The organism is Candidatus Cardinium sp. cBcalN2, assembly GCF_022810445.1.
Classification (GTDB): Bacteria; Bacteroidota; Bacteroidia; order Cytophagales; family Amoebophilaceae; genus Cardinium.
This window is the reverse complement of sequence record NZ_JAACGD010000087.1, coordinates 1-13,905: the sequence shown is the minus strand read 5'-3', so window position 1 is coordinate 13,905 and position 13,905 is coordinate 1. Positions and strand designations below refer to the sequence as shown.

Here is a 13,905-nt window from a genome sequence, read left to right as displayed (position 1 = left end):
AAATATCAACTACTACACATTACCTAAACAGCTATTATATTTTTACCTACCAATCAATTTGACAATAACTCTTAATTAGATAATCATGCAGTTACGTTAAGTTGCTTTTCGAGCTTTTTTTTGGCTTCGGTCTTTTTCCTAATCAGTGATTTTTGATCTCGCATCATTGATTCGATTTGTTCTGAGGTCCTGTTTTTGTACTTATTAAGTAATTTTTTTTCTTCCTCTTCAAGCCCTTCTAGAAAAATATTTTCTTTCATTTTTGCTAGTCTTGTTGCATCCAGCTCTTTGTGGAAATCTTCTGATTCATTTATTTCTTTTGTAAGCTTATCTATTTGCTTTTTTATTTTTTCCTTCTTTTTTTGAATCACTGCTTCCAAAATAGCTATGCGAAATTCTCGTTTTTCAATACTTTCATGGATTGCTTTGTCATGTTTGTATTTGTATTTGTATTTCCTAAGTAACGCTTTATCTCTTTCATCAAGGCCCTCTGAATTGGAAAATCCCTGATTAGAATTTTCTCTCATGCGTACTTTTAATAATTCCTGGCAAATATTTTGTTTAGTTGTTAACTCTTCTAGTTCTTTTTCAAGCTCATGTATAGGGCGTATCAAAGATTTTATGTTTGTTTTAAATTTATTAATTTGTTTCCGGAAAATTGGTGTAATTTGGGGTCTTAGTTTTAGTTTTTGTAATAACTGAATCAATAAAGTTGATTTGACCTTGTTATCTTGGTTGTGTTTTTGTTCCTGTTCTTGTTCCTGTTTCTGTTCTTGTCTATAATCTTGACCACTAGATGTAGTAGATTTAGGCAAATCTTTTGGAATATTATTATTCGTTTTTTCTATTTGGTCAAGCATTATTTCTACTGTGTGAAGAATGTTTTCTATTTCTATTTTTTCTTCTTTTTGATTCTCTTCCATCTTATGATTGCCTTTCTCACTATTATTCTCTATTATATCTTTTTGATTCTCTCGGGTATTATTATCCTCTTTGGTCGCTTCAATAGATTCTTTACTACTACTATAAGGGATAATGGGTTCTGTGGGTTTTTTACTTGTTGTTATTATACTTTTTGAGTTATTTGTTTGTTTCTTACACCAAGACCAACACCCCATAGGTCCTATGAGAAAATATAAAATAGCCGATAAAACAAATCCTCTTGATAAAATGTTTGGCATAATGATTGTATGGTTATATCTAAATTTTTTGGCTAGCTCATTTGCAAAAGTAGCGCTATACCAGCAGATAGCTTTTTAATCGACCTATTTTAGATCTTAGATAGGAATGACCCTATCTTATATTATTTAGAGCCAACATAATATAAGATAATTAAAATTGAATGTCAATTTTTTGCATCTGTTCAGGCCATGGCTTCCATTTAAGGATAACCACTATTGGTACACAAGCCGTAAGGGATTTTCTTTTTACTTTTTTCTTGATAAAAAAGTAAGCAAAAAATCAAGCCCTATGCAAAAATTGGCTTAAGCTGAGCTTTTTCATCGCAGCTTTTTACAAGGCTTCAACCCTTTGTTTAACGATTTTGATAATAAACGATAAAACCGGTGCAAGAAATAATAATACCTGCGCCCAGACAAGTACTAACACTTGGCCACTCTTTAAAAAAGATATAACCCAATATGAGAGAAAGAACCCATTCAGTATATTTCATTGGTGCTAAAGAAGCTACATCTGATAGCTTTAGGGCTTTTAATAAGCAATAGAGAATCAGATTGCTGCCAATACCTAGTATGGCTAAAAAGCATAGTTCAAATAGGGTAGGGGGGTGCCAATAGCAGGAGGCTACTGGTAACATGAAACAGGCAGCGATTAAATTAGAAAAAAATAGCATCGAAAGAATAGGCTCAGATGCAACATATTTTTTATTGATAATATCCAATGAGGCAAAGACAACTGTTGCCAGTATACAGGATAAAGCAGTATGGTTATACATGGTAGGACGTAAAATAAAAACCATACCTATACAAGTTAGCAGGGTGGCCATCCATATGGGCCAACGGACTGATTCTTTCAGAAAAATTCTTGCTAAGATAAGTACAAAAATAGGATGGGTAAATCCTATTACCGTTGCACTACTCATGCTCATTCTGGTTAAGCTATAGGCGTATAAACCCATTGCAAGGGATAAAAATAAACCGCGCAACAGATGTAGGGATAGACGTTTTGTCTTAAAAGAATGAATACCCTTATGATACATAATAGGTACTAAGACTAGACTACCAAATGTAAAACGGAAAAAGCAAATTTGGGATGCCGTTAGCTCTGTAATTAAGTATTTGGTAACCAAATCATTTAAGCAGCTTGAAAGGATACTGAGCCATAGCCAAAACAATGCGGGTAGATAGGTGTTTTTGGGAAGATGCATTTTGCTCTGAGGATTTATCTTTTTTAACAATTAGCATTGGTTTTTTCTAGAAAACGTTCTGCATCTAGTGCGGCCATACAACCTGTCCCAGCAGCTGTTACAGCTTGCCTATATTGGGGATCTTGAATGTCTCCAGCTGCAAAGATACCAGGAATATTAGTCTCCGTGGTGTTTGGCTTGGTTTGGATATAACCGTGACTATCTACTGTTATGTAAGGTAAAAAAGGTAATGTGTTGGGTTGATGACCTATTGCAACAAATAAACCGCTTGCCTTTATAAGGGTAATGGCTTTAGATGGGTTATGGATTACTTCTATGGCTTCTACTTGTTCTTGGCCTATAATGTCTTTGACTTCTGTCTGAAACCAGACTTGAATGTTGGGTTTTTTGAAAATCCGGTCCTGCATAATTTTGCTGGCACGCATCTGATCCTTACGGACCAAGAGATGTACTTTCTGACAAAGCTTAGCTAGATAAAGGGATTCTTCTGCAGCTGTATCACCTCCTCCTACCACTACAACGGTTTTATCCTTAAAAAAGAAGCCATCGCAAATGGCACAGGCAGAAACACCTTTACCATATAGCTTTTTTTCTGCTGGTAATCCCAGCCATTTTGCCGATGCACCAGCGGCAATAATAACGGCCTTAGCCAGTATATCCAGATCGTTGTCTACTGTTAATTGCCGCGGATAGGTCGAAAAATCTACTTTAGTAATGGTACTGCTTTTGATAATGGCGCCAAATCGTTCTGCTTGGGCTTGAAAGTCTTGCATCATAGCAGGCCCTGTTACGCCATTTCTATAGCCGGGGTAATTTTCTACATCTCCTGTAATGGTTAATTGACCACCCGGGTTTGGGCCTTGGTATAGAATAGGGTGGAGGCCTGCTCGGGCAGCATAAATAGCAGCCGTGTAACCAGCTGGGCCACCTCCAATAATTACTAGTTCTATAGGAGTCATATTAACCTAAGTAGCATTTGAGCGTTTCACTGCTAACTGCTGCTTTTAGTTTTTTAATACCTTTTTCTTTTACTTGACGCACGCGCTCACGTGTCAGGCCAAAACGGGCACCTATCTCTTCTAACGTCAAGATTTCTGTATTGTTCAGGCCAAAATAATAGCAGAGCACATCGCGTTCTCTGGGGGTAAGTACTGCCAATGAACGTTGAATTTCTTTACACAAAGAATCATTCATTAATTCGCTATCTGGCTTTTTTTCGACATCACTTTCCAACACATCTAATAGGCTGTTTTCTTCTCCTTGTAAAAAGGGAGCGTCTACAGAGATATGACGTCCCGCAACTTTTAAAGCACTGCGAACCTCTTCTGGATCAATTTCTAAGAACTGAGCCAGTTCCTCAACTGTTGGTTCTCTTTCATACTTTTGCTCTAAACGAGAAAAGGTTCTAGAAATTTTGCTAAGCGAACTAATCCGATTCAATGGCAAACGGACAATTCTGGCTTGTTCGGCTAAGGCCTGCAATATAGATTGTCTAATCCACCAAACAGCATAAGAAATAAACTTAAATCCTCTTTTTTCATCAAACCGCTGAGCTGATTTAATCAGACCAAGATTACCTTCATTAATCAAATCACTTAAAGATAGCCCTTGATTTTGATATTGCTTGGCTACAGAAACAACAAACCGAAGATTGGCCTTGGTAAGCCTTTCAAAAGCAGCTCTATCTCCCATTCTAATCTTTTTAGAAAGTTCCACCTCTTCATCAGCACTAAGCAATGGTACTCTACCAATTTCTTGCAGGTATTTGTCCAAAGATTGGCTTTCACGATTGGTAATCTGTTTGCTTATCTTTAGTTGTCTCATGATTTCCTAAATTAAATAATGGATACATTCCTTTTTTACCCCCCAGCTGCTACTACATCTGGAGATAGTAACACTTTACGTGACAATCTATATTTACCTGTTTTAGGTTCTATACCAATAAGCTTTACCTGTAATTCTTCTCCAACTTCTAATACATCTTCCAGATTTTCAATACGTTCTAAACGAACCTCTGAAACATGTAAAAAGCCATCTTTACCAGGCATGAACTCTACAAATGCGCCATAGTTTAAGACAGACTTGACCTTACCTTTATATATTTCACCCATAACTGGCCTGGCCGTAATTGTCTTGATTCTACTAACCGCTTTTTCTAACATTTCTTGATTACCAGCAAATATGGTAACAATACCTTTATAGCCTTGTTCCGCAATATCTATATTGGTGCAGGTTTCTTTTTGAATTTCTTGTATGACCTTGCCGCCTGGTCCAATAATAGCACCAATCATCTCTTTTTCAACTTCTATGGTGACAATTTTAGGAGCATGTGGTTTACTATCTAGGCGAGGAGCAGCTATGGTTTCTGCCATTTTTTCAAGGATATGTAGTCTACCTTCTTTAGCTTGGTGTAGTGCTTTTTCCAGCATTACATACGAAATACCGGCTACTTTCATATCCATTTGGCAAGCTGTAATCCCTTGATAGGTACCTGTTACTTTAAAATCCATATCACCGATGCGATCTTCATCTCCTAGAATATCAGATAAAACAGCAAAACGACCTGTAGTAGGATCTGTAATCATACCCATAGCAATGCCTGAAACAGCTGCTTTAAGAGGGATACCGGCATCCATTAATGCTAAGGAACCGGCACAAACTGTGGCCATAGAAGAGGAGCCATTGGACTCAAGAATATCAGATACTACCCGTATGGTATATACGTTTTCTTTATCAGGCGGAAGGACTGCTTTCAAGGCCCGCATAGCTAAGTTACCATGTCCTATTTCACGGCGAGAAGGCCCTCTATTGGGTTTAACTTCTCCAGTAGAAAAGCCAGGAAAGTTATAATGGAGCATAAAACGGTTATAGCCATCTTCCATGGCTCTATCGATAATCTGCTCATCAAATTTGCTACCCAGGGTAACTGTAGTAAGCGATTGGGTTTCTCCTCTTGTAAAAAGGGCAGAACCATGGGCAGATGGTAGGTAATCTATCTCAGAATCAATAGGCCTAATTTGGTCTAATAGTCGACCATCTAAGCGAACGTTTTCATTTAAAATAAGTGCTCGAATGGCTTGAGTTTCGAGTTCGTCTAGCCATTCTTTTTGTTGCGTAGTAGTTACTTCTTGGCCATTTTGATCTTTGGTAAGTTGTTCCTTGTAGCGATGTGCCACAGCCATAAAGGCTTCTTTACGCAAAGCTTTAGAAGGTATATGTTGCTTGGCAACAGCATATAAGTCGGCATAAATGGCCTCACGTAAAGCGGTTGGATAGCATACTATAGCAGATGCATGATGAGTTGTGTCTATTGTTTTTTCAACGCCAACGGCTTCCATGAGCTTTTTTTGTACCTGACACTGTAATTTAATCGTATCATGGGCATAGCGAATCGCTGCTATTATATCAGCTTCTCCCACTTCATTCATTGCGCCTTCTACCATGAGTATGCTACTGTCACTAGCGGCTACTATAAGGTTTATATCAGCTTGTTCAAGCAAGTTAGGTGATGGATTGATTAAAAACGTACCATTTACACGAGCTACACGTACCTCAGAAATAGGGCCATTAAATGGAATAGAAGAAACAGATAAAGCTGAAGAGGCCGCTAAGGCAGCCAGTGCATCTGGTAAAATGGTCTCATCAGCAGATATTAATGATATATTGACTTGAATTTCGCTATTAAATCCTTTCGGAAAAAGAGGACGAATCGCACGATCTACTAATCTAGCAATGAGTACTTCATGGTCTCCTAGCCTACCTTCTCTTTTTAGAAATCCTCCAGGTATTTTGCCAGAGGCAGCAAACTTTTCTTGGTAATCTACAGAAAGAGGTAAAAAACTAAATCCTCCCTCTTCTGGAGCCTCTTTAGCTACTACGGCAGCTAAAAGCATCGTATTACCCATTCGAATCAGAACAGAGCCACTGGCCTGAGTAGCCAATTTACCTGTTTCTATAGTAATGACCCGATTGTCGGGTAATTGTATTGTTTTTGAAATGACTTTTTTGAGCATATAAGTGGAATAAAGCGCAACAAGAAAAATATAACAAAATATTGCAAATAGCAAAAAATATTACGCTAGAGTGTTTTCAAAATTTATTTATGATGGGCAGGCTTTAGGAGCAGTTTAGTCGAACATCGCAAAATAGTCAATCTACTTAACGAGGGTAGACAAAATTTGAGACCAAAAGCTACCATTAAAAAAATGGGTTTTAAAAAAGATCTATTACTTTCTTAAGCCAAGTTCCGTGATTATAGTTCTGTAGCGAGTTAGTGCTGCTTCTTTAAATTTCTTAATGATTTTCTTGCGTTTACCAACTTTTTTGGCAAGGCCATATTTGGCAGAGTGATCCTTTTTGTTAAGCTTTAGATGTGCTGTTAAATGCTTGATTTCATAGGTCAGGAGCGCAATTTGTGATTCATAAGAGCCGCTGTCTTGCTCAGATTTTTTTAATCCAAAGGTTTTAAAAAGGTTGCCTTTATCGGAATGGTCAAATACAAAGGTCTTAAAAAGAGCTTCTTTATTTTTGTTATTTTGATTGGTCAATTTCATAATGTTTTACAGTAAATTTAAACTTGGCCTAGCCAAATTTAACTATAAAATTACCTATTACCAAATTTGAGGTATCTATCTATTAAGCGCTATAGTAGTAATAGGCAGCCTTTTTGTTATAACAAGTAACATACAAATGGCCTTATCTTGTTGTTTTAAGTAATCTTGGTATGTTGGCCAACATATTAAATCCGTCTTTATGTACTTTTTTCATCATTTTGGCTATCATATCAAACTGTTTCAGCAATTGACTCACCTCTTGTGTCGTTTTTCCACTGCCCTGTGCGATGCGTTCACGGCGACTTCGGTCAATAATATCGGGATTTCTTCTTTCCTTAGGCGTCATAGAGGCTATGATTACCTGACAGTTTTTAAATAAATCATCGTTTAAAGGTATGTCTTGTAGTGCGTTTCCTAAACCAGGTAACATGCTAACCATTTCTTTTAGATTTCCCATTTTTTTAATTTGTTCGATTTGTTTGGCCAAATCTTCTAAATTAAATTGATTGCTTTTTATTTTTTGATGTAATTTGCGTTGTTGTTCTAGATTATATACTTGTTCTGCACGTTCTACAAAGGAGATTACATCTCCCATCCCTAGAATACGGCTAGCCATACGGTCTGGATGAAAAAGATCTAGATCCTGCATTTTTTCACCTGTACTGATAAACTTTATAGGTTTGGCTACTACACTACGAATAGAAAGTGCTGCACCTCCACGGGCATCTCCATCCAGTTTAGTAAGTACTACTCCGTCAAAGTTAAGTTGCTCATTAAAAGCTTGTGCAGTGGTAACTGCATCTTGACCTGCCATGGCGTCCACTACAAAAAGTGTTTCAGCGGGTTTTAACTCTTGTTTAAGCATACAAATTTCCTGCATCATCTTTTCATCAATCGACAAACGACCTGCGGTATCTATAATAACAAGGTCTATTCCTTTACTTTGGGCCTCTTTAATGGCATTTTTTGCAATAGTATGAGGGTTTTTTTCTTCTGGCTCTGTATGCACACTTATAGTAAGCCCTGCACCTAGTTTGGCCAGTTGGTCAGCTGCTGCTGGTCTATAGACATCACAAGCTACTAGGAGGGATGTTTTATTTTTTTTTTGGTAGTAATGAGCCAACTTAGCTGCTAAGGTTGTTTTTCCAGCCCCTTGTAATCCGGCCAGGAGTATAACGGCTGGATGGCCTGTGAGACGAACCTCAGCCTGTAGGCCACCCATTAAATCTGTTAAGGCATCTTGTACCAATTTTGTAAAGAGTTGACCCGGCGAAACGGATGTAATCACATTCGTTCCAATCGCTTTTTGCTTAATAGCATCTGTAACTTGCTTGGCTACTTTATAGTGCACATCTGCTTGAACCAGGCTTCTACGAATTTCCTTTATAGTAGAAGCAATATTTATTTCTGTAATACGGCCTTGCCCTTTTAAAGACTTTATGGCTTTTTCTAGGTTTTTACTAAGACTTTCAAACATAACATATTTAATTTTTTATTCCTGTTACTTTACTTTATGGAATTGTTTGGTAGTGGAGCGTGCTACAATTTTGTTCTTGTAAAATCTTTTTGGCAATTGCTTGGACCGTTTCTAAGTCAACCTGCCTAATATACTCAATTTTCTTGTTTACCAAGTTGGTATCACCCTCTAAAGTGGCTAATGCCAATTCTTGTGCACGATGTACTAGGTTTACCTGGCCAAATAGCATTTGTGTTTCCATTTGATTTTTTACCTTTTCTAATGTGATAGTGGTGGTAGTATCTACTTGCTTTAATACTTCTAGTAAAGCGGTTTCTGCTTCCTCAAAGGAAACTTTTGGCGTCAAACTGCCACTAATCACTAATAGGCCTGGGTCGAACGATTCCGTCATATAGGCATCTATTCTGGTGTAAAGGGCTTGTTTTTCTACAAGGTTTGCAGGTAGCAAAGCAGACTTTCCTTCACTGAGTAGGTTGCATAATACTTCTGCGGCATAGTAACCTGCCATCCCTTTTCCTGGCATATGATAGGCTTTATAGAGTATAGGAAAGGGTACATCACCCTGCACTATTTTTCGTCTGGCTGCTACTTGTTTTGGTTCTTGAGGCAAGGATCGATGGTATGCGGGGCCAGCTGGAATGGGTTCAAACCATTTTTTACACCATGTGGCTACTTGTTGTTGGGTTACCTTGCCTGCCACTACTAAAATGGCCTGGTTGGGCCTATAAAATTTGTAATAAAAAGCTTTTACATCGTCCATAGTAGCCTGTTCTATGTGGCTTAATGATTGACCAATAGTGGGCCATTTGTAAGGATGGGTGGTATAGGCCATATTGGTTAAATGGTGCCATGCATCACCATAAGGTTGGTTGAGGTAATGTTCTTTAAACTCTTCTATAACCACTTTTCGTTGTATTTCGAGTGATTTTTCATTAAATGCAAGCCCGAGCATCCGGTCGGACTCAAGCCAAAAGGCGGTTTCTAGATTAATAGCAGGCAGGGCGCAATAATAATTGGTTAAGTCTGTGGTGGTATAAGCATTATTGGAACCCCCTACTTGTTGTAACGGGGTATCATAAATGGGAATGTTACAAGACCCACCAAACATTAAATGTTCAAACAAGTGGGCAAAACCTGTTTTTAAAGGATCCTCATCTCGAGCCCCTACATTATACATAAGGTTCATTACGGCAATGTGGCTGGTTGGATCTTCATGTACAATAACTTCTAAGCCATTGGACAATCTAAATTGTTCAAAATGAATCATCTTAAATTATAGAGCTAAATAAAAAAATCGCTATGGTGCATGACATCGAATCATAGTTTTCTTTTGAAAGGTTGCTTATGCTGCAGCATTGGTGTAAGAAACGGAGTGCAAAACCGCTATCTACTAGGCGTAATTTACGCACCGGATCCAAATGTAAACTACCAGCAGAAGTAGCGCTTTGACAAAAGGTTTATGGGGGGTAGAGTGGTTAGGTTAACGATGCCTTGAAAGGTTTGACAAACGCTTCCAATTAGCTGAATATCAACGAAACGATCACCAGATAGTGGCCTAAAAGTTACTTGCAAGCTACCCCCTTTGGTGATGGCTTGTATAGGACTATTTAAACCATAATAGGCACTGGCCACTATTGCGCTAGCGACTACTCCTGTGCCACAAGATAATGGCTCTGACTCCAATCCACATTCACACGTGCGGACCAGTATCGTGTTTTTTTCTGTTAATTGCATAAAGTTAAGATTAACCCCCTCTTTTTCAAATGGGTGTCTATTTCTTCTTGGAAACCCACCTATTTGCATGTCAACCGCTTGAATAGTATCTACCATCTCTACGTAATGGCGTGTACCATTGTCTAGAAAATAGCCTTCATCTAATTTTTCAATCCTATCTATATCTTGAAAGGTTAGATAAACCAGATCATTATTTATATATCCTCTATGTAGGCCATCTATAGCCACAAAATCAGCTTTTTGATCGATGATGGCTAATTGATGTGCGTAGTGCAGTGCCGCTCTGCTTCCATTAGCACATAACCCCCCTCCTTGGCTGCCATCTGCGTTATAGTGTAGTAGGCCAAAGTCATAGCCTACTTTTTTTTCAATAGTAATGATACCATCTGCCCCAATTCCAAACTGTCTATGACAAAGCTGCTTGGTTACAATAGGATCATGTGTATAGGATAGGCCTTGAAAATTATTAATCATAATAAAATCATTTCCAGTAGCTTGGTACTTGGCAAATTTAAGTTGCATATAGATACCCTTTAAAGAGGTTACAAACTAACTCACTAAACAGCCTTACAAGATACAAATATTGTGTTGAACATTTAATATCTGTTGCGTACGTTTTTGTTAAGTAAGATTAGCTTAACTTAATAGGGCTGGAAGCAGTAGGTCGCTATTGAGCGATAGGATACTAGATTAGCAGATGGGCCATTTAGCTCTAAGGTGTCTGCTTGTAACAACTTTTTATAAAGGCTTTTTTATCCCCCTTTTTGATCAAGTAACAAGTAAAAGGAAAGTGCCTTTTCAATTGCAAAAAAACAATGATTTCAAAATTAAAATAATATATTAATTTTATTGAATATCTAATTCGATAGTTCAATGCATACAAGTAAAGCACAATTTTTGACTGTATAATAAAAATGCTTATACTGGTCTCCATTTTCGGATTTACTGTATAGTTTTTTATGCTCTTGTTTATGTTGCCATTTCAAGCTCTCATCCTTATCCTTATAACTGTCTCTTTTTTATTTCTGAGATCTTCTGCTGCAAAAGAACAGCTCATTAAACTCAAGCCAAGTAATTTCTTAATAGGATATACTGGCTGTTATGTTATAATCATTACTGCTGTACTAAGTTATCTAGGTAAGGGCCTTATTTATTGGTATACGCTCCAATTTGCTGCAGGTTTTTGGCTTATAGGCTATGCAATTGTTTCTAAAAAAGAAGTGCCATCTTGGGAAATTAGTAGATTTTGGCTCATAGGTGCCATTTTTTGTTTGCCTATAAATTTACTTTGGCATTGGTGGCGTCTGACCGATTATGCATTTCTATTAAAGTTATCTATAGTGCAGTTATCTGTAATCTTATTTATATTTTCGTTGCGTTTAGCCATAACGGTGCTGGCAACTATGGTGTGTGCCATCATTTATGTTTTTTATTGTGTGGGTAATTTGATGGTATTCACGGATGATGTAATGTCTTTATTCGGATTCAGTATATTGATTTTTACGATGATTATTTATACTAAAATCCAAGTAACTGATTATAGAGCGCATAACCGCTACTTAAGGAATAAAGCAAAGTTGCAACGAGAAAAAGATTATAATTTAAAGTTAAAACAGGTTATTCATAATTTACATATCAACGCTACCGAAGGTTATTCAGAAAGAGATACCACTTTTTTAAAAAAAATGGTCAAAGATGTGATGGAGTCTGCTTGCTTTTTAGAAGATGATCCTCTTTATAAGGAAGATCTCTCAACTATTATGAATAAGTTCGCCGTATGGTCTATTTTTTTGAAGCAACATGCTAATTCTCAAGCACATTTACCATTACTACCAACTGAAATTGGCCTAAATGAACTGATAGGGCAATTACAAATTTATTTAAATGGTTCGGCGGCATCCGTTCCAAAACTGATAATAGTAAAAAAAAATGTTGATTTTGAAACTAAAATTGTATGTGATGTTAGTCAACTTATCCATTTATTGGTCTCTGTTATTTTACGTACTGCCCATCCAGATCAAAGTGAATCTATACGCATTCATATGCATATTACTCGATTAAAATACCATAAATATGGCCCTATTAAAACACAACGTCCTCCAGAAATAGCCTTCCCAGCTATAGGGTTCATGATTAGTAGTGCGGATACCTCTGTAGCAACATTGCCTGCCATTAAGACGCATTATGAAGATATCACCGAAGGGATGGAGGTTATAGGAACACTTAACCAGCTAGTTTCAGAACGTATAAATGTACAAAAAAAACCAATAGAACGGATTGTGCGTGCCCACTATGGTTATCTGCAATTTCCCTCTGCCAAAGAAAAGGCTATTTTACTGGTGCTGCCTTGTGATGTAACGCTTGTTCGAGACGAGATGATTAATAATGTGACTCCTTCAAAGAGTTTTGTGACCAAAAGTGAAATGGATGCTTCCATGATAGTATTAACCAGATTTAAAGATTATGCTTGTAAGATGTCTGCTGTTCATATAGGTGTAATCGATGAAATATTGTTATTGCTAAGGCGTTGTTATGCTTTTAGGCGGCATGTATCAGGAGAATTGTTTTATGTTCGTGCGGTAGGGATTGCTCGATTAGTAATAGATTGGGTCTCTTATCTTCCCGAACCAATCTATGCTGCTTTGCTCTATGATTTAATTATTTATACGGATTTACCACTTTCTTATATTAAGGCTAATTATAATCTAGCTATTTTTTCCTTTGTACAATCTATTGTATCCATCAATGAACGCCAAGAGATAGAGCCCTCTGGGCTTTATCTGGATAACCATCGCAATAAGGTGGTTAACCAAGATCAGCTCTTTGTACTTTGTATTAAATTGGCTGAGCGGCTCTATGATTTACGCCACGCTTATGGTTATACCCATAAAGTGCAAGTAGCAGATATGGCCAAAGAAACGCTTACTGTAGATATTTGCCTGGCAAAGAAATATTTAGATAGCCATATCGTAGAAGCATTGGAAATGGCAGCTCAAGATGCATTAAAAATGTGTTTTGAAAAAAGGTAAGGTGTTTTTACCCATGTTTTGAACAGACACAAAAAGTAAGATACTTGTACATGCAAGCTACTTTTCTAGCTTTAAGGTGGGTTTTAGAGCTGGAAATCATCTAACTTCTATACTGGTTTTATATTTAAAAAGTTATGGATACAAGTGACGAAAAAGAGAAATTTTGGCTTAATACGCCATTAAACGAAATGACTGTATCACAATGGGAATCCTTGTGCGATGGCTGTGGTAAATGCTGCTTGCTTAAAATAGCCGATGCAGTAAGCCAACAGGTGCGTACTACAAGGATTTGTTGTCGGTTACTCAATACCCGTACTTGTCAATGTTCCAACTATAAAGAACGTTTTCGTTATGTTGATGATTGTATCAAGCTGAATCCTAACAATCTTAAAACTATTACTTGGCTACCTAAAAGTTGTGCCTATCGCCTTGTTAAAGAAAAAAAACCACTACCTGATTGGCATCCACTGATTACTAAAGATCCGAAATCTACCATTAAAACTGGAAATTCTGTTAAAAGCTTTGTTGTACACCCAGCCTTGGTCAATAGACCTATCATAGCCTATTTACTAGAGGAACCGGCCAACTAACCTGCTTGTGATAAATCCAGTGAATCTATCACCATCCTATTTTTTTGTATCTGTTCATGCAATGGCGTCAACTTAAGGAATTTTTAATTATTTTTATTTGATTATAAGTTTCTTTATTTTACTTTTTTCTTGATAA

Annotated in this window: 11 protein-coding genes; 2 read left to right on the top strand and 9 right to left on the bottom strand. The window is 37.2% G+C overall.

Features of this window, described 5'->3' with window-relative positions:
- Positions 1-83: 83 nt before the first annotated feature.
- The 9 genes from MUW74_RS02560 to dapF all read right to left on the bottom strand — a co-directional run bounded on the left by MUW74_RS02560 (position 84) and on the right by dapF (position 10,672).
- A complete protein-coding gene (locus tag MUW74_RS02560; RefSeq protein WP_243517331.1) occupies positions 84-1,181 on the bottom strand; it encodes a hypothetical protein in 1,098 nt (365 codons plus the stop codon).
- A 353-nt stretch (positions 1,182-1,534) separates the two neighbouring features.
- Complete coding sequence (locus MUW74_RS02555; protein ID WP_243517329.1) at positions 1,535-2,386, bottom strand: DMT family transporter; 852 nt, start codon at positions 2,384-2,386, stop codon at positions 1,535-1,537.
- Between the two features lie 23 nt (positions 2,387-2,409).
- Complete coding sequence (gene trxB, locus MUW74_RS02550; RefSeq protein ID WP_243517327.1) at positions 2,410-3,345, bottom strand: thioredoxin-disulfide reductase; 936 nt, start codon at positions 3,343-3,345, stop codon at positions 2,410-2,412.
- Position 3,346: 1 nt separating this feature from the next.
- Positions 3,347-4,210, bottom strand: coding sequence for an RNA polymerase sigma factor RpoD/SigA (locus MUW74_RS02545; RefSeq protein WP_243517325.1), 864 nt, complete (start codon positions 4,208-4,210; stop codon positions 3,347-3,349).
- A gap of 35 nt (positions 4,211-4,245) precedes the next feature.
- Complete coding sequence (gene pnp, locus MUW74_RS02540; protein WP_243517323.1) at positions 4,246-6,399, bottom strand: polyribonucleotide nucleotidyltransferase; 2,154 nt, start codon at positions 6,397-6,399, stop codon at positions 4,246-4,248.
- Between the two features lie 213 nt (positions 6,400-6,612).
- Positions 6,613-6,939, bottom strand: coding sequence for a 30S ribosomal protein S15 (gene rpsO / locus MUW74_RS02535; protein WP_243517321.1), 327 nt, complete (start codon positions 6,937-6,939; stop codon positions 6,613-6,615).
- 142 nt (positions 6,940-7,081) lie between these two features.
- Positions 7,082-8,416 (bottom strand): signal recognition particle protein, encoded by a 1,335-nt coding sequence (ffh, locus tag MUW74_RS02530; protein WP_243517319.1) that lies wholly within the window; start codon positions 8,414-8,416, stop codon positions 7,082-7,084.
- 34 nt (positions 8,417-8,450) lie between these two features.
- Complete coding sequence (locus MUW74_RS02525) at positions 8,451-9,683, bottom strand: pitrilysin family protein (protein WP_243517317.1); 1,233 nt, start codon at positions 9,681-9,683, stop codon at positions 8,451-8,453.
- A gap of 158 nt (positions 9,684-9,841) precedes the next feature.
- Positions 9,842-10,672 (bottom strand): diaminopimelate epimerase, encoded by an 831-nt coding sequence (gene dapF / locus MUW74_RS02520; RefSeq protein WP_243517316.1) that lies wholly within the window; start codon positions 10,670-10,672, stop codon positions 9,842-9,844.
- A gap of 449 nt (positions 10,673-11,121) precedes the next feature.
- On the opposite strand from dapF, the gene MUW74_RS02515 reads away from it, so the two are divergent.
- Both MUW74_RS02515 and MUW74_RS02510 read left to right on the top strand, forming a co-directional pair.
- Positions 11,122-13,179 carry an HD domain-containing protein gene (locus MUW74_RS02515; RefSeq protein WP_243517313.1) on the top strand — a complete coding sequence of 686 codons (2,058 nt, stop codon included), beginning with the start codon at positions 11,122-11,124 and terminating at the stop codon, positions 13,177-13,179.
- Positions 13,180-13,313: 134 nt separating this feature from the next.
- Positions 13,314-13,769 (top strand): YcgN family cysteine cluster protein, encoded by a 456-nt coding sequence (locus MUW74_RS02510; protein ID WP_243517298.1) that lies wholly within the window; start codon positions 13,314-13,316, stop codon positions 13,767-13,769.
- The last annotated feature ends 136 nt before the right edge of the window (positions 13,770-13,905 follow it).